We start from the raw sequence: 21,106 nt of genomic DNA, 5'->3' as shown, positions 1-21,106 counted from the left end.
GGGCGGGACGTTCGGCCCGCGCGACGTGAAGGAGTCGCTTTGACCGCCAGCTATCAATCCGTGACCGCCGGCAATGGCGCCTGCACCGCCGATTGCGTGCACGGCGGGTGCCGCCGATGGCAGGTCCGGCCATGACCCATCCGAACAATCAGGCTGCCGCCGCTTTCGTCTCGGTTCTGCCCGGGCGGATCCGGCTGCGGCACCCGCTGCTACGCGACCGCGCGCGTCACGCTGCGCTCGACGGCAGATTGCGCGTGCTCGTCGAGGTGAACGCCGATCCGACCGTCGGCTCGTTTCTGCTGCGCTACGATCCGGCCGATACGGCAATGGAGGCGCGAATCCGCAGCGAAGTCGACGCGGTGTGGACCGCGACGCCGGAAGCCGAACCGCTCGACCCGCACGGCGCCGATTCAGAGCAAGCCGGCCCAGAAAGCGACCCGCTCGATCGATTGCGGCGGCGGGCGCAGACCCGGTCGTCGATCAATCGGATCGCCAAGGTCGGTGCGCTCGCCGGCATGGCCGGGACCGTGGCGGCGCTCGGCGTCAGCCGCAAACTCCATGCCCAGATGGGCGTCGTCGCCATCGCGATGACGCTCACCCACCTCGCGGTGCATTGGCGCCGCACATTCCGTTAGGCCATCCGTGTCCGCCTCCTCCGCCGGTCTTCTGCGCTTCACGCGACATTTGCAGATCGCGCACCACCTGCCCGGTCGCATCCGCCTCAAACTGAACGTCCCTTTCGACGGCGAGATGATCGCCATGGCGGACGAAGCCAAGCGTTTCGGCAAGGCGCTGTCGAAGATGGACGGCATCCGATCGATCAGCCTGAACCCGCTCGCGCGATCCTGTGTGGTCGAATACGACCCGAACGGAATTTCGCCTTCGGCCTGGAGTGCTCTCGTATCCGGCGAAGCTACTCCGGACGGCGAGATGCTGCGGAGCCGTCTGCTCGGCCTGTTGGCCGCCTGATAATTGGAAGGACTTCGTCATGCTGCCACTTCTGAGATTTGCGACCGGTGTTTTAGTCGGCGTGATCGGCGTGCAACTGCTCAAGCAGGCCAAGGCGCCCGAAGCCGTGAAGTCGTTCGCCCAAAAGGCGCGCAGCGGTCTGGACAAGGCCGGCGAAGAGTTGCGCGAGGCGACCGTCTCGGGCCTCAGCGCGGTGGAAAAATCCAGCGCCGCGCTCCGCACGAAGCTGTCCGGCGAGTCCGCAGCCCAGGAAGCCGGCCCGGCCGCTGCCGACGCTGCACCGGCGGCGACCGCGACGGCATCTCCCCAGCCCCCGGACGAGACCGCCACGAATGAAAAAGCGTAAAGCGAAAGCGCGCGAAGCGCCGTTCGCTCCTGCGGAGATCGCCACCAACTTCACCCGCGGCATGGTCGCCGCGGGTCTGCTCGCCGCCATCCAGGACGGCCGCATGTCGGGCAAGCCTCACAGCAGCAAGCTGCTACGGCAGGCGTTGCAGGGCGGCGTGGCGCTGGCGGCCGGTGCTGCCGTTGCAGAGAGCATGCGCAGACAGGACTACTTCGGCGCGCTCGCCGCGCTCGCCGGCGGCGCGATCGGCGCTCTGGCCCTGGAGACCTTACTGGCGACCGAAATGACGGTTGCGACAGAACCTGCTGAGGAGATTCGAGTTGGCTAAGAAGAAGGGAAAGCGCGGCAAGGGCCTGAAGCGTCGCGAGATCGAGCAACTGCTCGCGGGACAGCTCAGTCTGGCCGGAAACCGCCAGCAGGGAATGCTCGGCAATCTCGGCGGGCTGCTGCCCAAAGGCCGTAACGAGCAACTCCTGCTCGGCCTGCTGATCGGCGGCCTCGCCGCCTATGTGCTCTCCGACGAGGAGCTGCGCGGCAAGCTGTTCAAGGGCGCGATCAAAGCTTACGCGAGCATGATGGGCGGCGTCGCCGAGCTGAAGGAGCAGTTCGCCGACCTCAGTGCGGAAGTCGAGGCCGAGCAGAGCGGCACCGTATGACCGATACCCGGTGGCTGTCCGGAGTCGAGGTGGTTCACCGCCTGCCGGACCGCATCCGTCTGCGCTACCGCCGCCGCTCCGAAACCTCCGACCCGGCACAGCTCGCTGAGGTCGCAAGGCTGATCGACGGCGTGGCGTCGGCGCGCGTCAATCCGCGTGCCGCGTCGCTGATCGTGTGTTTCGATCCGGCGCGCACCGATGCCGACAGTATCGTCGCGACGATCGCAAGCCTCGGCGCGTCGGAAGCAATCACGAAATCCCGGACCGACGACAGCCGGTCGGACGTCGCCGCAACGCTGGCGGTGCTGCTCGGGACCAATGCACTGCCGATGCAGGCGCGTCTGCCCGTCAGCCTCACGGCCGCACTGCCGCTGCTGCGCCATGCGGCGGCCGACCTTCGCAGCAACGGCGTCACCAGCCATGTGCTGGAGGCGATGGCGGTGTCGATCTCGCTGGCGCGCTCCGATTTCGTCGCCGCCAACACCACGACGTTCATCCTGGCGCTCGGCGAGGCGATCGAAGACTCGATCGCCCGCCGCTCCGACGATCTGCTGAAACATCTGCTGCGTCCGACCAGCGAGGGCGTCTGGGTTCTGCGCGACAACGTCGAAGTGCAGATTCCCGCCGACGAGGTGACGGCCGGCGACGCCGTGGTGGTCGGTGCCGGGGCGGTGGTTCCTGTCGACGGCACCGTGCTGTCCGGTGAAGCCACCGTCAACGAAGCGGCGATGACCGGAGAGAGCGCGCCGGTCGTCAAGACACGCGGCAGCAAGGTGCTGTCCGGCACCATGCTGGAAGACGGCCGGCTGACGATCTATGCCGAGCAGGTCGGTCGCCGGACCGCGGCGGCGCGCATCGCCGACTATGTCGAGCAATCCCTGACCGCCAAGAGCGAAGCGCAGATCGAGGCCGCCCGCCTCGCCGATCGTCTGGTCCCCACCGTGCTGAAGCTCGCCGGCTTCTCCGTCCTGCTGACCGGCAATTGGCGGTCGGCCGCCTCCGTTCTACAGGCGGACTATTCCTGCGCGCTGAAGCTGGCGACGCCGGTCGCCTTCAAATCCGCGATGTATCATGCCGGCCGGCTCGGCATCCTGGTCAAGGGGGCGAGCGCGCTGGAACGCCTCGCCCAGGCGGACACGTTCATCTTCGACAAGACCGGAACGCTGACCACCGGCTCCTTGCAGGTCACCGACTCGATCACCTTCGACTCCGCCTACAGCGCCGACGACCTGATCTGTCTGGCGGCCTCGGTGGAAGAACATTACTTCCATCCCCTGGCGCTCGCGGTCGTGAACGCCGCCAAGGCCAGGCACGGCCACCATTTCGACCATGCCGAGGTGGAGTTCATCGTCGCCCACGGCGTCGCCAGCGTCATCAACGGCGAACGCATCGTCGTCGGGTCGCGGCATTTCGTCGAAGAGCACGAAGGCATCGACATCTCGCCCTATCGCGAGCCGCTCGACCGTCTGTATCGCGAAGGCAAGACGCTGCTGTTCATCGGCTTCGGCGGCCGCCTGCTCGGCGTCATCGGCCTGAAGGACACCGTGCGCCCCACCAGCGCCGCCACCATCGCGCGCCTGCGCCGCGCCGGCGCCAAACGCATTCTGCTGCTGACCGGAGACCACCGCGACCGCGCGGCCGAAATGGCGGAGGAGCTGGGGCTCGACGGCTACCATGCCGAGCTGTTGCCGACCGACAAGGCCGCGATCATCGCCGACCTCAACGCCAAGGGCGCCAAGATCGCCTTCGTCGGCGACGGCATCAACGACGCGCCGGCGCTGGCAGGCGCCCATGTCGGCATCGCCATGCACAAGGGCGCCGACATCGCGCGTCTCACCGCGGACATCGCCCTGCTCGAGGACGGCGTCGACCGCGTCGCCGATGCCAAGGAGCTTGCCAACAGCGCGATGGCGCGGATCGCCAGCAACTACAAACTCACGGTCGGCCTCAACACCGCGATCCTGGGGCTCGCCGCGATGGGCGTGCTGGCACCGATCGCCACCGCGGTCCTGCATAACGGCACGACGATCGGCATTCTGCTCAACGCGCTCCGTAAGACCGCGCCGGGCCCGCAGGCGGCCGATCGGTCTCGCCGCCCCGATCGCCGGGGCGCTCTGGATCAGTGAAGGGCGCGCCCAACCCGGCCGGGGTGGCGCTGCGCCGACGACGCAAGAAACAGCTCTCGTCGGGCGGCTTCCGCGAACGGCCGCAGCAGATCGTATTCTTCCTGCGCGAGCACCGGTTTATCGTGCAGATTGATCGACGGGCGATAGTACGCCGCGATGATCGCTTCCATCATCCGTTCGGCTTCCAGGATCGTCTCCGGTGCCGCGAACAGCCGCAGCTTGCCGATCACCGCGTAGATGCCAATCATCTTGTTCGGGTCGTCGAGCGAGTTCATCAGCGCATCGACATAGAGCTTCGACGCCTGATCGATGAACTCGCCGAAGATCCGCTCGCGGCGGGTGTTCTCCTGGGCGATGCGGGCGGTCTGCTCCTGATGGCTCTGCGTCAGCCATGCGGTGGTCAGCGTCGCCAGCCCGCCGATCGCGGAGCCGGCAAGTGCCGCCAGAGCCGAGATCGACGCGCCGGTCATGACCGTTGCTTGCTCCCCGGCGCGATCCGCCGATCCGGATTCGGCATCGCGCCGGGACGAGGCGATGGCGGATTGCGCAGCCGCGCTCCCGGCGGCTCGAGCACGACCTCCTTCAGATCGTCGCCGGCGAGCACCACTACGACGAACTTCAGCCGTCCCTTCTCCACCTGCAATTCGCCGAGCACGGCGCGGCCGCGGGTCGAGCGTTCGGCGACCATCACCGCGTCGGACATTCCCGGCCCGACCGACTGTAGCGCCACGAGCTCGAACCGTTCGTCGTCGTCCGCATCCACCCGAATTGGCACCGACCGGTCGCTGACGATCGTGCCCGACTCGGCAGAGACGACGCTCTCCCACACCTGCCCGTCGCGGCCGGTACGGACGCGATAGATCAGCCCCTGCGCCGCGAGGTCGGTCTCGATCCGCAAGCTCTTGGTCCCCGGGTGAGATGTCTCGGCGATCGCGAGAGCTCGCCCCAGCGACACCGGCGCCGAGCGCACCAGATCGAGCTTCTGCCCCGGATCCGGTTCCGCAGACGGCGCCTCTCCGGATTCCTGTCCGGTGGAAGGCGCGCTGGGCGCCGTGTCGTGCGCAGCAAACGACGGCTGCACCATCAACAGCGCAACGGCGACGGCGGACATTCTGAATGCAGTTCGCATCGGTTCGGCTCCGGCCCGTGGCCGCAGGGTGCCCGCCGGCGCGAAACAGAAGAGGCGCGACCGATCACTTGGGGCGGCAGGCGATCGGTCGCGCGCAGCCACAACACGGCGGCGGGAGCACGGCCGCATGTAGCCACGAGGCGCTTGGGCGCCACAACGATACGGTACCAGTTCGTTTCGTTTTGTCAAATGCCGGCCCCGGCGTTGGGCGTCGGGATGCCGGCTCGGGCGTCATGGCCTCCACCAAGCCATTGAATTGATGCGGATCTTCGAGAAGGATACCGGGCCGTCGGCAGCCGATCCTGCGGTGGAAAACGGCGTTTCGCCGGCGTGAGCGACCTCGATGCATTGGCCGAGGCTCGTCCTTCAGCGCGGGTCAAGCCTCGCGCGGCCGGCGCGCGCGATCCGCCTCAATTGGGCCGGATGCCGGTGAGGAACAGTTTGACGGCGAGGCGGAGCTGACGTTCGCGGTTCTTCTCGTCGATCGGGATTCCGAACATCGTCAGCCGGGTCAGCGGACCGACCACGATGTTGAGGAAGGTCTCGGCCGCCACCATGCTGTCGGGCACGCGAACCAGCCCCTGCTCGCTGAGATGGTCGAACAGCCGCGCCAGCGTCGCCACCGCGCGCCCCCACCCTTCTTCGTGCGCGAGCCGCGCCAACTCCGGAAAATTCGCCGCCTGAAACGACAGAGTCCGCATGATCGCCGTCACTTCCGGCGTGGTTCCGATCTCCTGAACCTGACGGCCGATGCCGACGAACCAGCTTTCGAGCGAACCGTTCGCCGGATTGTTGCGGCGCTCTTCAACACCGCGCGACAGCGGCGCCATCCAGCGCTCGATCTCGCGCCGCAGCGCCGCCTCGAACAGGCCGCGCTTGTCTGTGTAGCGCGAGTACACGGTCAACTTGGAAACACGCGCCTCCTCAGCCACCGCATCGATCGTGGTCGCGTCGAAACCGCGCTCCATGAACAGCCGGGTGGCGACATCGAGCAGCCGAAGATCGCGCTGAAGGGCGGCGGTCCGGGTCGGGCGACCGCCGCGCGATTTGGCGATGCGCTGCTTCGCAGCGGTGTTCTGCGCTGCGGGCTTCAACATGGTTCGCGTTGCCTCCTGTCGTCACGAGTTGGACGCATTATAACGAGCTCCCGCCCCATGGCCACACGACCATCGGTACTTTGTCCGGGAACACCCTATCGACTCCGATAAAACAAAACGTTATCGTTCTATTTGGGGCGTGTGATCGGGGACGGCGTTGGGATCGCGGCTGCAGGCGCGCGATCGGTCCGTCCTCGCGATGAAGGTCGAAGGTCTGAAGATGTCTGTGAACGCCGGCGAACGCGACGAAGTGGTCTGGATCCGGCGCAAGCGCGACGAAATCGATCTGCTCGCCTCCTCGCTCGGTCGCTGGGCGGCACATCTCGACGGCGATGGCCGCCAGGACGCGCACCGTGCGGTCGCGGAACTGCTGTCGATCCGAACGGTGTTCGCCGAACGCCTCGATGCGCTGTCGTCACGCCATTCGATTCCGCCGCAGATCGCCGAGGTCACCCTGGCTAGGCTATCCGACGAATGGGCCAAAGCGGACGACGAAATCAGGTCGTTCCTGTTCGCGCGCGTCGGCGCCCATCGCGGCACGGACGATGCCGCAGCCGACCACCGCTCGGAGCAGCGAAAGGCTGCCGTCCACACCGCTCTGGAGCGGCTGCGTCAGGAATCGCGGGCGGCGATCGACCAGGCCAAGCGCGACCTCGACGTCACCGTCGGACGGATCGCCTCCGAGCAGGTCAGGCTCGGCACCTTTTCCACCACCAGCGACAAAGCGTTGAAGTCGATCAAGGCGAATTTCGAGCGGACCCGCCAGCTTCACGACGAGACTTGGGACAACATCGCCGAGATCTTGAGCGAGCTGTGATCGGTCGCCGTCCGCGCTCGTCCGGCGAGCCGCCGCGCCGCAGACCAGATGAGAACCGTTAGCGTCCGCAGGCAGCAGCCGCTGAAGTAACCCAGAGCGTCGCAGATCGACGCTCCGCTGATCGATCCGGCCGACCGGCTAAACTCACCTTTCGTCTAATACATCGGCCATAGGTCACGAAATCGCGCATAATACCGCCCTCTAGACCCAATCTGGATGTTCGATGCGATTCAATCCGCAACGGATTTGCTCTAGGGTATCCCGGTCGTGATTGCGTGAGTGCCGATGACTCAAAAATCGTTATCAAGAGCAGTTCTGGCGCCGTGGCTGCTGGGCGCGACGTTGTTGCTGTTCATCGTCATCGCCGGCGCGCTGGTGCTCAATCTGGTGCGACTGCGCGACAGCTTCGCGTGGGTGCAGCAAACCAACAAGGCCCTGCTGTCGATCTCCGCGATCCAGCAGGCGGTGCTCGAAGCCGAAACCAGCGAGCGCGGCTTTCTGCTCACCGGCGTCGAGACCTATCGCGACAGCTACGCCCGCGCCCGTGATGCGCTCGCCTCGCGTCTCGACGGCCTGCGCGCAGTGCTCGCCGACAATCCCGAGCAGATCGCGCACATCGATGAACTGCGACTGCTCACCGACATGCGCATGGCCCAGCTCGGGCGCGTCGTCGAACTGGGCCCCGACCGGATGCGCGAGGCGCTCGACATCCTGGAGCAGGCTCGCGTCGACCGGCTGACCGATCGGATCGAAACCAGCCTGTCGGTGCTGACGCGTACCGAGCAGGCGCTGCTGATTCAGCGGCTGTCGCGACACGACCGCGAAAGCCTCGCGGCGGCGCTGATCACCGCCTGTCTGTTGATCCTCGCCGTCGGCAGCGCCGCGATCGCTGCGTTCCTGCTCGAACATCAGCGCGCGGTGGCGCGGCAGCAGGAGGCCGACCAGCGGCTGCAGGCGCTGCAGGCGGAGCTGCTGCGGGTCGCCCGGCTCAGCACCATGGGCGAGATGTCGAGCGCGCTGGCGCACGAACTCAACCAGCCGCTCGCGGCCGTCACCAACTACGTGCAGGGCTCGCGCCGCCTGATCGAGGCCAGCAGCCATCCCGACAAGGGCAAGATCAGCACCGCGCTCGACAAAGCCGCGCAGCAGACGCTGCGCGCCGGCGCGGTGATTCAGCGGCTGCGCGAGTTCGTCGGCCGCGGCGAGACCGACAAGACCGTCGAGAGCCTGCGGGTGATCGCCGAAGACGCCCTCGCGCTGGCCTCGGTGCTGACCCGCGACCACCCGGTCGATGTCGCGCTGACACTCGATCCGGCGTTCGACCGGGTGCTGGTCGACAAAGTTCAGGTGCAGCAGGTGTTTCTCAACCTGATCCGCAACGCGTTCGAGGCGATGCGCGAGCAGCGCGACCGCCGGCTGACGATCGGCAGCCGGCTGGTCGAGGACGATATGGTCGAGGTGGTGGTCGCCGACACCGGCCCGGGTCTCGACTCGCTGATCGCGGAGCGGATCTTCCAGCCATTCGCGACCACCAAGGCCGATGGCATGGGCGTCGGCCTGTCGATCTCACAGACCATCATTCAGGCCCATGGCGGCTCGATCAAGGCCGAGCCGGCGCCGGGCGGCGGCACGCTGTTCCGCTTCACACTGCCCAGCGCCGATCTGATCCGCCAGCAGCTCTCGTTCAGCCCCTACGCGGCGGAATAAGCACCGGCCGCGCGCATTTCGGCGCGCCGCGCGAAGCTGTCGTATAGGCCGGCGACCGCCTGCGGCGCCGCCGCGCGGCAGGCCGCCAGCATCGCCGCAGCCCGGTCCTGGTCGCCGGCGGCGAGCGCTTCGAAGAGGCCGCGGTGCAGCCGTTGCAGCTCGGCGAACCGCTCGGACGCAGCAAACGCTTCGTCGCCGACCAGCGCATACAGCCGGGTCGGCCGCGACTTGCCCTTCAGCCTGATCTCGCCGGCCTCCAGCAACGCCAGCGCCGGCGCGGCGCGGGCGACCTCCTCCGAAACCAACAGATCCGTGCCGAACTCCTTCGAGGCGCTCTCGATCCGGGCCGCGACGTTCACCACGTCGCCCATCGCCGAGTAGTTGAACCGCCTCGCAGAGCCCATGTTGCCGACGCAGGCGACGCCGGTGTTGAGTCCGACGCCGATCCGCACCACCGGATCGGCGACGCCGCGCGCGGCGAAGCCGAACGCGTCGGCGTCGTTGAGCCGTTCGACCACGGCGCGCATCTTCAGCGCGGCGCGGCAGGCCCGCGCGGCGTGATCGGGCACGTTGACCGGCGCGTTCCAGAACGCCATGATCGAGTCGCCGATGTACTTGTCGATGGTGCCGAGCTCGTCCTGGATCGCATCCGACAGCGGCGACAGCAGCGTGTTGACGAAATCGACCAGTTCGGTGGCGCTCAGCGTTTCCGAAATCGGCGTGAAGCCGCGCACGTCCATGAACATCACGCTGAGTTCGCGCTGCTCGCCGCCGAGCCGCAGGCCGTCCGGCATCCGTTCGAGCCGGGCGAGCAGATCGGGGGCGAGATACTGGCCGAACGCCTGGCGCACGAACCTCTTCTCGCGATCGGAGGCGGTGTGCAGCACGCGCTCGACCGCGATATAGGTCAGAAGCGTCGCCAGCGACGGATACACCGGATCGATCAGCAACCGGAACTGCGAGAACGCGATCCACGAGCCGCCGATCGCACCGACGAACACCACCGCGCAGGCGATCAGCGAGAACCGCGCACCGGCGAGCAGCACCAGCGCCGCCACCAGCGAACCGAGCAGCAGCGTCATCACGATCTCGAACCCGCTCGCCCAGTCCGGCCGCTCCAGAAAATCCTGCGCGACGATCTGCTCGATCATCTGCGCCTGGATCGCCACGCCGGGCATCACCTGCCCGATCGGCGTGGCACGGGCGTCGCTCAGCCCGGACGCGGTGGTGCCGACCAGCACGATGGTGCCTTCGAGCCGGTCCCGCATCCGCTCGGTCTGCGCCGGATCGAGCACGTCCTTGGCGGAGACGTAGCGGTCCGGGTGATCGCGATCGACATACAGCCATGCCTCGCCGTCGTCGGTCAGCGGCAGCTTGAACTGGCCGACCCGCATGTCGACCAGCGCATCGTGTCCGGTGGCGTCGTCGCCGGAGGCGCCGGTGCCGCGGACGATGACGCCCTTCTGTCCCTGCGCCACCCGCAGCGCTTCGGCCGCGAGGCTCGGATAGACCCGCGCCCCGTCCGACATCAGCATCGGCAGCCGTCGCACCACGCCGCCGCGATCACGCGCCGACAGGTTGATCGCGCCGACGCCGGCAGCGGCCTCGTCGAGCAGCGGCAGGTTGGAAACCGCGCCGCGAAACGGCGGCAGCACGTTGGCCGGGGTGACGCCGACGAACGCCAGCCCGGTCTTCACCGACGGACGCGTATCGTTGTCGCGCCGGGTCGCGGCGAAGCCGAGCACCGTCGGGGTCTGCCGCATCGCCGCGGCGAAGCTCGCATCGTGATCGGGCAGGCTCTTCAGCAGCGCCACCGCGCGGTCGCGGTCGGGCAGCTCCGAGGCCGCGAGATCCTCGATCAGCCGGTCCGGGGTGGTCCGGTCCGGCTCGGAAAAGATGATGTCGTAAGCAACCACGCCGGCGCCGAGCTCGCCGAGCCGCTTGGTGAGCGCCGCCAGCCGCGTGCGTGGCCACGGCCATTGCCCGAACGCCGCCAGCGAAGCCTCGTCGATATCGACGATCCGCACCGGCAGATCCTCCGTCGGCTGCCGCGGCTTGAGCCGCTGATAGGCGTCGAACGCCCGTTCCTTGGTCTCGGTGACGATGCGGGGTTCGTAGGTCCGCAGCGCCGTCAGAGCGATCAGCGTCGCCAGCGCAGCCAGGACCGCCCGCACGTACTTGCCGCGCAGCGGCCGCCGCAGCCGCACCCAGCCACGGGCGGCGCGACCGAGCAGCGGATGCACGGCGCGGCTCAGCAACCGCACGGCACGACCTCGCGCACCGCAACCGAGCGGCTTGGGCTGGACAGCGGCCGCGGCTCGGCCGGAGGATCAGGGAACTGGCGCATCACACTGACGTTAGCAGATCGCAGGCCGGTTCGGGAGCACGCCCGGCCGGCCGAGGGAGGAGCGCCGGATGGGACCGAATAGCTCTCGCATGCGTATCGCCACCCCGTTGGCATGCTTGCTCGCCATTGCGGTGGGGCTCAGCGCCGTTTACGCGATCCCGCTGATCCACCCGGCCGATCCGCCGCTGCAGCGGCTGGCCGACGAGGCCGCCCTGCAAGGCGTCACCGCGCTCGCCGCCAGCGCGGCCGTGTCACAAGAGCGTAGCACCGCAGTCTCGACCGAAGCCGCCCGCCGCGTTCTCGGCGACCGCGAACTGACGGTGCAGGCCAGCAAGCCGTCCGCCGACGGACTCGAAGTCTCGGTCGAAGTCACCGATCCGGCAACCCGACAGCGCGTCCGCTCGAGCGCGCGCTACCTGCCGCCGAGTTCGGGCCGCATCGATCAGCAGTCGGCGGCGATCGGCCGCCGCTCCGGCCCGCCCGCGCATCTGTAGACGGCCTCGCGCCACGCCCGGGTGCGGGCCTACTGCATCTTGCCGGCGAAAATGCCGGCGCCGAGATAGCCCGGCCCGCTGATCGCCAGATTGCCGCCCATCTCGCCGACCGGGCTCGACACGCCGCGGAAGAACGCGCCGGTCATCGCCATGTTGCGCGAGCCGACGTCGCCGGCGAGCGACCCGACGAAGCCGGTCGAGCCCTGCACAAACGACACCTGCCCGGCATAGTTGGTGCCATCGAGGCCGGAGACGCTGACCTGTCCGGTGCGCGCGCCGAAATTCACGGTGTTGCTGAAACTGCCGGCCGCGTAGTAGCTGCTGCCGGCGTTCTGGATCGCCGCGACCGCGTGGCCCTTGTAGGTCGCCTGCCCGCTCAGCGGCACCTCGCCGGCGGTGGTCGGACGGCCCGCGACCCAGAAGCCGTGAGCGAAATCCTTGTACGGCCCCTGGTCGCTGACGCTGCTCCAGAACCCCCATTTGGTGTAGTCGCAGTCGCAAGGCGTCGCGCTGCCGAAGCCGTATTCCGTGACCAGTTGCTGCGCCATGTCGCGCGAGATCGCCACCATCACGCCCTCCTGGTTGGTGATCGGCGCATTGTCGATCGTCGACACGATCTGGCCGTTGCGGCGAATGGCGGGGGCGGCGACGAAGTTGGAGGAATCGTAAAATCCGCTCTGCGGATCCTCGTTCGGATCGAGGAAGCCGAACTGATACTCGAACGACCCAGGCAGATACTGGCCGTTCTGATCGTGCGACACGGTGCCGTCGAAATTCGCCTGCACCCGCCGCCGGACGCTGTCGATCCCGACCGACGCGGTTCCGGTATAGGAGCCGACCGAGCCGCCGTATGTGTAGCCGCTGCCCGAGGTGAGCCAAGCCGTCATCAGGCCGCCGACGAAGCCGAACAGTGACGAGTCCTTGGTTTCGGCCTTCTCCACCGCTGCCTGCTGCGTCGAGGTCTGGATCGTTTGGTTCAGCGACGAGGCAGTCTGATTGATCGGCGGCAGCGGCGTCGGCGCCGGCAGAGGGGTCAGCGAGCCGGCGACCGAGCCGGTCGGGCTGCCGGTGGCGCGGGCCTCGGCGCGTTGCACATTGCCGCGCGAGGCAGTGCCCTGCCCGGCGCCGCCGCTCTGGCCGGGCGCGCTCTGGAACGAGCGGATCAGATTCTGCACGAAGTTCGGCGGCGGCGGGGCCGGCGGCGACGGCGGCTGGCCGCCGCCGGGGGTCTGGGTGAATTCGCCGGCGCCGAGCGTCACGGTGCCGCCCTGCGTCGTCACCGTCGAATTGCCGTAGCCGGCGAACACGAAGCCCGGGCCGATCATCGCCACGCCGCCGCGGATGCCGATGGTGGCCGAGGCGGTCTTGATCTCGGCGTCGCCGGTGTGGCTGATCTGGCCGCCGACGAAGCGCAGCGCGCCCTTGCCGAGCCGCGCCGCCAGCTTGCCGCTGCCGGCGTTCGGATCATAGACGTATTCGTCGATCGTCAGATCGCTGTTCGGGCCGATCGTCATCGAGGTCTTGTCGATGAACAGGATCTGCACCGAGCCCTTGTCGGTGGTCTTGATCCGCTCCTTGTGGGTGATCGACGCGCCGATCGAGATCGTGCGCAGATTGGCGGTGGCGGCGGGGTTCACCGCCGAGGCCTTGCCGACCTCCTGGGCGATCGCGACCTTCACCCCACCCCCGGCTGCGATCAGCGCGGCGGCTCCGATCATCCATCCCGACAGACGCATCGCGAGCCTCCTCAGAAACGCACCGTCGGGCCCATCGAGGCCGACAGGTTGTTGGTGCGATAGTTCGGCAGGTTGGAGTCGATCTTGGTGTACAGCACCTGGGTGCGCAGCCCGACATTGCCGGCGATCTGCGCATCGAGGATCGCGCCGTAGCGATATTCGTCCTCGCGCCGCGCCGTGGTCGGATCGACGATGAAGTTCGGCGCATCGTAGGTCGAACGGCTGTAGCCGATCGTCGGGGCCACCACGAACTGATGCGGCTGGCCGAACAGCGGCACCACGAACTGGACTGGGAACGCCATGTCGATCGAATAGCGCTTGTAGCTGTTGTAGTCGGCGACCGCCTTGTTGACGTCGTAGCCGCCGCGCGTGGTCCAGTGCACCGGGCCGAACCTGAAGTCGGTGGTGATCGCCGCGGTCGTCAGGTCGCCGGTCTGGGTGCCGGCGGTCGGATAGTAGGTGGAGTCGCTGAACTTGCGATGCCGGGTCTCGACATAGCCTTCGATCAGGCCGTTGTCGCCGATCGTCGAGCGCGCCGACAGGCCGCCGCCGAGCGCGCTGAAATAGCTGTAGTCGCCGAGCCAGACCTTGTCGCCGATCGCGTAGTATTTGAACGAGGCGTTCTGGCCGAGCCCGACACGGTGGCCGATGGTGCCTTCGAGCAGGCCGAGATTGAACTGGCTCTGGGTGAATTGCCGCGAATTGTAGCCGAGGAAGGTGGTCTCGATCGCGTCGCCGCGCAGATTGAGCTTGTAGGCGTAGGCGGCGGTGATGGTCTGGAACGCATTCCAATCCGGCTTGCGGCCGAACCGCGGATCGAGGATCGCGTCCTGGCCGAGCGCGCGCACCTGGAGCGAGTTCGGGCCGATATTGGCGTTGGTCTGATAGCGCATGCCGCCGTGCATGAACACGCTGTATTCGTGCTTGGACATCCGGCGGTCGATCTCGGCGAGATACGCCATCACCTGGGCGCGGATGTCGTCCGGCACGTTGCCGCCCTTGATCGCGTCGGCCAGATAGCCGCGCGCGATCTCGTAGGACGCCAGCTTGAAATACAGCACGCCGAGTTCGAGCTTCACCCGGGGCAGGTCGGGATTGAAGAACAGCATCCGCTCCAGCGCGCCGATCGCCGCCTCGTAGTCGCCGCGCTCGACCGCCGCATGGGCGAACTTGAAGCTGACGTCGAGATTCGCCGGCTGCTGATACATCTGGTTGAACAGCGCGTCGTAGCCCTGCTGCACCACGGCTGCCGGCGTCGGCTTCGCCTCCTGCGCCGACGCGCCGGAGACGGCGATCAACATCGCCGCCACAGCGCTCATCCCTGTCGCCTTCAATCGCACGCCGCACCCCGAAATCATCTGGTCTGGAAACCGTTTGCTCGTTGGCCGAGCTAATTGGTCGGGATTTTGCGGGAGGCGTTCGCCCGGCGGTATCTTTTTTTCCGCGAAGGCACCGCAATTGCACCCCGCCGTGGCCTTTTTGCCACGTGAAATGCCAGAAATGTCCCGAAACAGAACGGAACCGGCAATTCGCGCAAGAATTGAGCGTCCTTGCGATGAACAGTCCCGCCTCACCCGCCCCGACCCCGCCGCCCGAACCGCGGCCGCCGCGCAACCCTCGATGAGGAACCCGGATGTCCACCACCGCCGCGACCGCCACCTCGCCGTTCGAAATCCGCCATGCAGTGGTGATCGCCGTGCCGCCCGAAACCGTGTTCGACTACGTCACCAACCCCAGGTCGTGGCCGGAATGGCTGCCCTCCTCGCACGCGCTGGACTGCGACGACCGCCCGATGGGGTTCGGCGACACCTTCCACGAACACTGGTCGACCCGCACCGGCCCGGTCGATCTCGACTGGCTGGTGATCGCCTGCGACCGCCCGACGCTGTGGATCGGCATGACCACCACCAGCTTCATGGGCCCGGTGGTGGTGCACTACACGTTCGAAGCCGTGGCCGGCGGCACCCGCTTCACCCGCATCCTGCGCAATCCGGCAAGGCCGAAACCGCCGACCGCGGAGATGGTCGAGCGGATGAGCGCGGAGGCGGAGCTGGGGCTGGGGAATATCAAGAAGATCGTGGAGCGGCGGTGAGCCGACCGGAGCAGCGGTGGCCAACAGGGTCGACACGGCCTAATGGCCGCTATGGGCCAGAAGCGGACATTAGCGGCGCGAGCCTGTGAACTGGGTCTTTTGACGAAGCTGCCTGGCGAAGCTACTGCGATGTCCGACCCGTCAACGAAATCTAGGAGTGTCGTCATGACGCTGGAGGAATTTGTAAGCGAACTCAACGCGCTCGCGTTCTTTAAGGAATTCACTTTCTCGAAGAATACATTCAAACCGGGGGCGGGTGGCACGGAGCTCGAACTGGCTGACAACATCGTTTGGATGGCAGATGACGTAACAATACTGCAATTGAAAGAGCGATCCACCGAGCACGTAGAGGATGATGCTTCCGAGACGCGTTGGTTTCAAGCCAAGGTCCTAGGGAAGGCGACAAAGCAGGTACGTGACACGCTCAAATTTCTTGAAGAACACCCTGCCATCACCGTTACCAATGGGCATGGCCACAGCTTCGATCTTCGCGGCGATCAAATTCTAACGAAGACCAAGATTGTCGTCTTCCTGCCTGGCAAGATCGTTCCTGATATCGCTAAATCAACTCGACACCATGTAAGTCAGACGGGCGGGTTCATCCACGTGATTGATGCTCGCGACTATCTGGAGATATGTCGGACGTTGCGTGTTCCGGCAGATATACGGGACTATTTTGGCTACAGGCAAAGGCTGCTCGAAAGCGACGCTAAGTTCGCGGCTCCAGAGGCATTGATTATGGGGCAATACCTTTCGGGCGACGAGAATACGTTGCCGTCAGAGGAATCTCACAAGTTTCTTCTGGCGCTTAAACAGAACGCTTCCGAATTCGATATTTCGATGATCTTGCAGAACATTTACCGTAAGGTGGAGAGGCAAAATAAGCCTGACGATTACTATGAAATATTGCGCCAGTTCGGACGACTTCCGCGCTCAGGCTGGAAGGCGGCCAAAACCCGAATTAACTACTGCATCGATGCATTGCAAAAGCAGGAATTCCGGGCTCCCACACGCTTTGCATGGAAAGAGCTGTCGGTTGGGTTTGTCTTCGTGCCGGTAGACCCCAAATTGATGGCGGAGGAAAATGCTGTTGAGCTTATGGAACGAGGGCTACTCAATTTCACATTGGGACACAAATACGATCAACATCTGAACTGTTGCGTTGGGTTGATCATGGCCAAAGACGGCGAAGACTTTTTGCTTAACTGGTGTGTGATAACGCAACCATGGGAATATGACGCTGAGCTAGAAGCAAAATTGAAAGAGAATTTTCCATTTCTCAAAGTGAAAGAGGAGCTCATTCCGCGCTTTGAGTTCAGGTGAAAAGATCAGCCAAATCGCTTTCCGGCTTCGGGTCACTACCTGAAATCGACTTAAGTACACTCTCCGGACCTGAAAGTCGCGCTTCGCTGCTCGTATCGGCCTGTGATCGGCTGCGCGGCTTCGCCAATCGCCGATGCACGTGCCGATCGCGCAGCCCGAACCGCAGCCGCCGCGCAACCCTCGATGAGGAATCCGGATGTCCACCACCGCCGCGACCGCCACCTCGCCGTTCGAAATCCGCCATGCAGTGGTGATCGCCGCGCCGCCCGAAACCGTGTTCGACTACGTCACCAACCCCAAGTCGTGGCCGGAATGGCTGCCCTCATCCCACGCGCTGGAATGCGACGACCGCCCGATGCGGTTCGGCGACACCTTCCACGAACACTGGTCGACACGCACCGGCCCGGTCGATCTCGCCTGGCTGGTGATCGCCTGCGACCGCCCGACGCTGTGGATCGGCATGACCACCACCAGCTTCATGGGACCGATCGTGGTGCACTACACGTTCGAAGTCGTGGCCGGAGGCACCCGCTTCACCCGCATCCTGCGCAATCCGGCGCGGCCGAAGCCGCCGACGCCGAAGATGGTGGAGCGGATGAGCGCGGAGGCGGAGTTGGGGTTGGGGAATATCAAGAGGAATGTGGAGAGTAGATAGTTGGGCCGCGCCTCTAAGCCTGCACCACGACCGACAAACGCCCCGCCCCGCCCGCCGCTTTCCGGCGCGGAGCGGGCTTCACAGTGACCTGCACGTCCTGCCCAAGCAGAGTCAGAAATTCCATCAGTCGTCCGACCGAGATCGACGTCGGCCGACAGCGCATCAGCGCCGAGACTTGCGGCTGCGTGGTGCCGAGAAGCTTCGCCGCCGCCCCCTGCGTCATGCAGCGTTCGGAGAGAAGTTTGTAGATCTGCACCGTCAGCTTGGCCTTAACCAATTCCTGTTCGGAGTCGGCAAAGCCGAGATCGGCGAATACGTTGCCGCTGCTGATTTCATGAGTTTTCATGGTCGGCCTTCCTGTGCAATTCTTCAGCGACCTTCAATCGCGATCGGACCAGCTCGATATCTTGATGCGGTGTCGCGATGCCCTGTTTCGACTTCTTCTGGAAAACGTGTAGTACGTAGACCGCCGTCGCGAAGCGCACCGTATAGACCGCGCGGTACGTCCCGCTGCGATCGTCTTCAATCAACTCCAACACGCCGGCGCCGCCGAACCCCTTCAGCACCTTGGCGATGGGCGGCGCTACGCCCATCTGCGCCGCGAACAGCGCCGTGCCGAAGCTCCGGCGAATGCTCTTCGGAAGAGTCTGCATGTCGCGGCGGCTGGATGCGATCCAGACCAAGCGCTTCGGAAGATCGTCGGACACAGCCGGCCTATATAAATAACTATATAAATGGATTTCAAGCCTGACAGCGCAGGAAACGCGCATTCAGATCGGTTGACAAGCCCGCCACCTCGGCTTATATTCCTATCCATCTCGTTCGCGAGGGGCGCTTCTCGAGGGCGCTTGCGAGGCGGAGCGGGATACGGCGTCCTGCGCGTCGTGGCTCGCACCCACGCGTCCGGGAGGCTGAGGGTCACCGTCCGCCGCTACTACGAGCGGCCGCCGCTTCAGAGGCTGGACGGGTGCGGTAGAGGCCGGGGAAAGCCCGCAAGCTCGCCGTATCCCGGAAGAGCGGTCCTTCAGCCAAAAACCGCCGGGGTGGCGCGCCGCAAGGCGACGCGCGGTTCGCGATCTTCGCCGCTCGCGCGGGCGAAGGCCGGATCGCGACACTACCAACGCCGCGTCTTGCGGCGCGCCACCGCCCCTCACTTCGGGGCGGCTCTTCGGGCAAAGCTCGGGCGCATTGCGCCGCGAGGACGTGGATTTGTGGCTGTTTGACATGTGAAGCGGACGTCGCAGCTCAAGCGGAATATTGCTGTGACGCACAGCGCTCGCCCCGCATTCCGCTGTCATCGTCCGGCTTGTCCGGACGATCCAGTAGCCCAGGGCGCTCGATGCAGAGTCCGATGCTCATCTCGGTCGCGCTGCGATACTGGATCCCCGCCTGCGCGGGGATGACGATCGGGGGGAGGAACGCGATCCGCCTCACCCCGTCTTCTTCACGTCCTTGATTTCCGAGAACACGATGCCCTCGGCGCGGTCGCGGGTGTAGCCGAGATAGAATTCGTTCTTGGCGAGGTACACCGGATCGCCGTCGACGTCGTCGGCGATCGACGAGCCGTTGTTGGCGATGAAGGTCTCGAGCTTCTTGCGGTCGTCGGAGGAGATCCAGCGTGCGAGCTGGAATTCGGAGACTTCGAAATCGACCGGGAGCTGATACTCGGCGGCGAGCCGGGCTTTCAGCACGTCGAGCTGCAGCGGGCCGACGACGCCGACCAGCGCCGGGGCGCCGTCGCGCGGGCGGAACACCTGCACCACGCCCTCTTCCGACATCTGCTGCAGCGCCTCTTTCAGCTTCTTGGCCTTCATCGCATCGGTCAGCCGGACGCGGCGGACGATTTCCGGCGCGAAGGAAGGCACGCCGACGAAGGTGACGTCCTCGCCCTCGGTCAGGGTGTCGCCGATCCGCAAGCTACCGTGGTTGGGAATGCCGACGACGTCGCCGGCGAAGGCTTCGTCCGCCACGGAGCGATCCTGGGCGAAGAAGAATTGCGGGCTCGACAGCGGCATCGCCTTGCCGGTGCGCACCAGCTTGGCCTTCATGCCGCGGGTCAGCTTGCCGGAGCACAGCCGGGCGAACGCGATGCGGTCGCGGTGGTTCGGATCCATGTTGGCCTGGATCTTGAACACGAAGGCGCTCATCTTCGGCTCGTCGGCGGCGATCTTGCGGGCATTGCTCTCCTGCGCGCGCGGCGGCGGCGCGTAGCGGCCGAGCCCCTGCAGCAAATCGCCGACGCCGAAATTGCGCAGCGCCGAGCCGAAATACACCGGCGTCAGATGGCCTTCGCGAAACGCCTCGAGATCGAACGGCTTGCAGGCTTCGGTGGCGAGCTCCAGCTCTTCCTTGACCGCGGCGACGTCGAGATTGGGATGGCGCTTGCCGAGTTCTTCGATCGTGATCTGCTCGGCCGCGCCGGTCTTGGCGCCGCCGCCTTCGAGCAGGCGCACGCCGCCGTCGAGCACGTCGTAGGTGCCGAGGAAGTCGCGGCCGCGCCCGACCGGCCAGGTCATCGGGGTGGTGTCGAGCGCCAGCGTCTTCTCGATTTCGTCGAGCAGATCGAAGATGTCGCGGGTCTCGCGGTCCATCTTGTTGATGAAGGTGATGATCGGAATGTCGCGCAGCCGGCAGACCTCGAACAGCTTCCGGGTGCGCGCCTCGATGCCCTTGGCGGCGTCGATCACCATCACGGCGGAATCGACCGCGGTCAGCGTCCGGTAGGTGTCTTCCGAGAAGTCCTCGTGGCCCGGAGTGTCGAGCAGGTTGAACACCAACCCGTCGAACTCGAAGGTCATCACCGAGGTGACCACCGAGATGCCGCGGTCGCGCTCGATCTTCATCCAGTCCGAGCGGGTGTTGCGGCGCTCGCCCTTGGCCTTGACCTGGCCGGCAAGATTGATCGCGCCGCCGAACAGCAGCAGCTTTTCGGTCAGCGTGGTCTTGCCGGCGTCGGGATGCGAAATGATCGCAAAGGTGCGCCGCCGCGCCACTTCATGGGCGAGCGAAGACGGGGTCGAGGACGGCGCTTCGGCCGGAACAGCGGTGTCGGACATTCATCAGCCTGTGGCAGGGAAAGCCGGCGCGATCAAGGGCTTCCGGCGGGTCGTGGCGCCCGCAGTTGCGCGGCGCAGCGGCGTCCCTCATATAGGGGTTCGAGGACGACCTCAAAATCACCTTTTCGGCCGGGACGACCCGGCCTCCTCGAAGACCGCGCATCGGGCCGGCGCGCCATCCCGCTGGATGGCCTCCTCAAAATTGACCGGACGTGCGCAAGGAGGCCGCCATGGCCTGGTTCTATCTGTTCGTCGCCGGCCTGATGGAGATCGGCTGGGCGCTCGGCCTGAAATACACCGAAGGCTTCACCCGGCTGGTGCCGACGGCGCTCACCGTGTCGGCGATGGTCGCCAGCGTCGCGCTGCTCGGGCTTGCTCTCAAGACGCTGCCGATCGGCACCGCTTACGCGATCTGGAGCGGCATCGGCGCGGTCGGCACCGCCGCGCTCGGCATCATGCTGTTCGGCGATCCGGCCACCGTTGCCCGCCTGTCCTGCATCGGCCTGATCGTCGCCGGCATCGTCGGGCTCAAGCTGGTCGGCTGACGGAGGGCCGG

22 protein-coding genes are annotated in these 21,106 nt (G+C 66.1%); 13 read left to right on the top strand and 9 right to left on the bottom strand.

Translation table 11 applies throughout. From position 1 onward, the window contains the following. The first annotated feature begins 116 nt into the window (after positions 1-116). From FLL57_RS07110 to FLL57_RS07085, 6 genes are read left to right on the top strand one after another with little or no spacing between them, the layout of a single operon-like run. Positions 117-635 (top strand): hypothetical protein, encoded by a 519-nt coding sequence (locus FLL57_RS07110; protein ID WP_235677233.1) that lies wholly within the window; start codon positions 117-119, stop codon positions 633-635. Between the two features lie 7 nt (positions 636-642). After that, the gene (locus FLL57_RS07105) at positions 643-969 is read left to right on the top strand and encodes an HMA2 domain-containing protein (protein ID WP_142882514.1); all 327 of its coding nucleotides are present in this window, start codon (positions 643-645) and stop codon (positions 967-969) included. 19 nt (positions 970-988) lie between these two features. After that, positions 989-1,315 carry a hypothetical protein gene (locus FLL57_RS07100; protein WP_013502909.1) on the top strand — a complete coding sequence of 109 codons (327 nt, stop codon included), beginning with the start codon at positions 989-991 and terminating at the stop codon, positions 1,313-1,315. Further along, positions 1,302-1,643 (top strand): hypothetical protein, encoded by a 342-nt coding sequence (locus FLL57_RS07095; RefSeq protein ID WP_142882513.1) that lies wholly within the window; start codon positions 1,302-1,304, stop codon positions 1,641-1,643. Before FLL57_RS07100 ends, FLL57_RS07095 begins: the two co-directional genes overlap by 14 nt. Then, a complete protein-coding gene (locus FLL57_RS07090) occupies positions 1,636-1,971 on the top strand; it encodes a hypothetical protein (protein ID WP_013502911.1) in 336 nt (111 codons plus the stop codon). Before FLL57_RS07095 ends, FLL57_RS07090 begins: the two co-directional genes overlap by 8 nt. After that, entirely contained in the window at positions 1,968-4,097 is a 2,130-nt protein-coding gene (locus tag FLL57_RS07085; RefSeq protein ID WP_142882512.1) for a heavy metal translocating P-type ATPase, read from the top strand. Before FLL57_RS07090 ends, FLL57_RS07085 begins: the two co-directional genes overlap by 4 nt. Here FLL57_RS07085 and FLL57_RS07080 read toward each other — a convergent pair. The 3 genes from FLL57_RS07080 to FLL57_RS07070 form a co-directional block, all read right to left on the bottom strand. Further along, positions 4,091-4,567 carry a hypothetical protein gene (locus FLL57_RS07080; RefSeq protein WP_142882511.1) on the bottom strand — a complete coding sequence of 159 codons (477 nt, stop codon included), beginning with the start codon at positions 4,565-4,567 and terminating at the stop codon, positions 4,091-4,093. The genes FLL57_RS07085 and FLL57_RS07080 overlap by 7 nt on opposite strands. Further along, on the bottom strand, positions 4,564-5,208 hold the full coding sequence (locus FLL57_RS07075; protein WP_235677231.1) for a PepSY domain-containing protein: 645 nt from the start codon (positions 5,206-5,208) through the stop codon (positions 4,564-4,566). Before FLL57_RS07075 ends, FLL57_RS07080 begins: the two co-directional genes overlap by 4 nt. A gap of 428 nt (positions 5,209-5,636) precedes the next feature. Further along, positions 5,637-6,323, bottom strand: coding sequence for a TetR/AcrR family transcriptional regulator (locus tag FLL57_RS07070; protein WP_047309377.1), 687 nt, complete (start codon positions 6,321-6,323; stop codon positions 5,637-5,639). A gap of 220 nt (positions 6,324-6,543) precedes the next feature. Here FLL57_RS07070 and FLL57_RS07065 point away from each other — a divergent pair, with 220 nt between their 5' ends. Both FLL57_RS07065 and FLL57_RS07060 read left to right on the top strand, forming a co-directional pair. Then, on the top strand, positions 6,544-7,140 hold the full coding sequence (locus FLL57_RS07065) for a hypothetical protein (protein ID WP_047309414.1): 597 nt from the start codon (positions 6,544-6,546) through the stop codon (positions 7,138-7,140). A 285-nt stretch (positions 7,141-7,425) separates the two neighbouring features. After that, positions 7,426-8,847, top strand: coding sequence for a sensor histidine kinase (locus FLL57_RS07060; RefSeq protein ID WP_013502917.1), 1,422 nt, complete (start codon positions 7,426-7,428; stop codon positions 8,845-8,847). On the opposite strand, the gene FLL57_RS07055 is transcribed toward FLL57_RS07060, so the two are convergent. Beyond that, positions 8,832-11,111, bottom strand: coding sequence for a CHASE2 domain-containing protein (locus FLL57_RS07055; protein WP_142882509.1), 2,280 nt, complete (start codon positions 11,109-11,111; stop codon positions 8,832-8,834). The two genes, FLL57_RS07060 and FLL57_RS07055, sit on opposite strands and share 16 nt — an antisense overlap. 172 nt (positions 11,112-11,283) lie before the next feature. Between FLL57_RS07055 and FLL57_RS07050 the strand changes: the two genes are divergently transcribed. Beyond that, positions 11,284-11,688 (top strand): hypothetical protein, encoded by a 405-nt coding sequence (locus FLL57_RS07050; protein ID WP_142882508.1) that lies wholly within the window; start codon positions 11,284-11,286, stop codon positions 11,686-11,688. A gap of 29 nt (positions 11,689-11,717) precedes the next feature. On the opposite strand, the gene FLL57_RS07045 is transcribed toward FLL57_RS07050, so the two are convergent. Both FLL57_RS07045 and FLL57_RS07040 read right to left on the bottom strand, forming a co-directional pair. After that, positions 11,718-13,424, bottom strand: a complete 1,707-nt coding sequence (locus FLL57_RS07045) for a FecR domain-containing protein (protein ID WP_142882507.1) — start codon at positions 13,422-13,424, stop codon at positions 11,718-11,720. Positions 13,425-13,435: 11 nt separating this feature from the next. Next, positions 13,436-14,743 (bottom strand): tetratricopeptide repeat protein, encoded by a 1,308-nt coding sequence (locus tag FLL57_RS07040; protein WP_185966196.1) that lies wholly within the window; start codon positions 14,741-14,743, stop codon positions 13,436-13,438. 314 nt (positions 14,744-15,057) lie between these two features. Between FLL57_RS07040 and FLL57_RS07035 the strand changes: the two genes are divergently transcribed. From FLL57_RS07035 to FLL57_RS07025, 3 genes are all read left to right on the top strand, one after another. After that, positions 15,058-15,516 (top strand): SRPBCC family protein, encoded by a 459-nt coding sequence (locus FLL57_RS07035; protein WP_142882505.1) that lies wholly within the window; start codon positions 15,058-15,060, stop codon positions 15,514-15,516. Positions 15,517-15,681: 165 nt separating this feature from the next. Further along, positions 15,682-16,839: a hypothetical protein gene (locus FLL57_RS07030; RefSeq protein ID WP_142882504.1), complete on the top strand. Its 1,158-nt coding sequence runs from the start codon at positions 15,682-15,684 to the stop codon at positions 16,837-16,839. Between the two features lie 196 nt (positions 16,840-17,035). Further along, complete coding sequence (locus tag FLL57_RS07025) at positions 17,036-17,494, top strand: SRPBCC family protein (RefSeq protein ID WP_142882503.1); 459 nt, start codon at positions 17,036-17,038, stop codon at positions 17,492-17,494. A gap of 13 nt (positions 17,495-17,507) precedes the next feature. Here the strand turns inward: FLL57_RS07025 and FLL57_RS07020 are convergent, their stop codons facing one another. The 3 genes from FLL57_RS07020 to FLL57_RS07010 all read right to left on the bottom strand — a co-directional run bounded on the left by FLL57_RS07020 (position 17,508) and on the right by FLL57_RS07010 (position 20,550). Then, the gene (locus FLL57_RS07020; protein WP_047310144.1) at positions 17,508-17,840 is read right to left on the bottom strand and encodes a helix-turn-helix domain-containing protein; all 333 of its coding nucleotides are present in this window, start codon (positions 17,838-17,840) and stop codon (positions 17,508-17,510) included. Beyond that, positions 17,827-18,201, bottom strand: coding sequence for a type II toxin-antitoxin system RelE/ParE family toxin (locus FLL57_RS07015; RefSeq protein ID WP_433962611.1), 375 nt, complete (start codon positions 18,199-18,201; stop codon positions 17,827-17,829). The genes FLL57_RS07020 and FLL57_RS07015 overlap by 14 nt, the downstream gene beginning before the upstream one ends. A 723-nt stretch (positions 18,202-18,924) precedes the next feature. Beyond that, positions 18,925-20,550 (bottom strand): peptide chain release factor 3, encoded by a 1,626-nt coding sequence (locus FLL57_RS07010; protein ID WP_013502924.1) that lies wholly within the window; start codon positions 20,548-20,550, stop codon positions 18,925-18,927. 230 nt (positions 20,551-20,780) lie between these two features. Between FLL57_RS07010 and sugE the strand changes: the two genes are divergently transcribed. Continuing rightward, entirely contained in the window at positions 20,781-21,095 is a 315-nt protein-coding gene (sugE, locus tag FLL57_RS07005; protein ID WP_013502925.1) for a quaternary ammonium compound efflux SMR transporter SugE, read from the top strand. The last annotated feature ends 11 nt before the right edge of the window (positions 21,096-21,106 follow it).

The organism is Rhodopseudomonas palustris, from assembly GCF_007005445.1.
GTDB lineage: Bacteria > Pseudomonadota > Alphaproteobacteria > Rhizobiales > Xanthobacteraceae > Rhodopseudomonas > Rhodopseudomonas palustris_G.
This window is presented reverse-complemented; position numbering and strand designations above follow the sequence as displayed.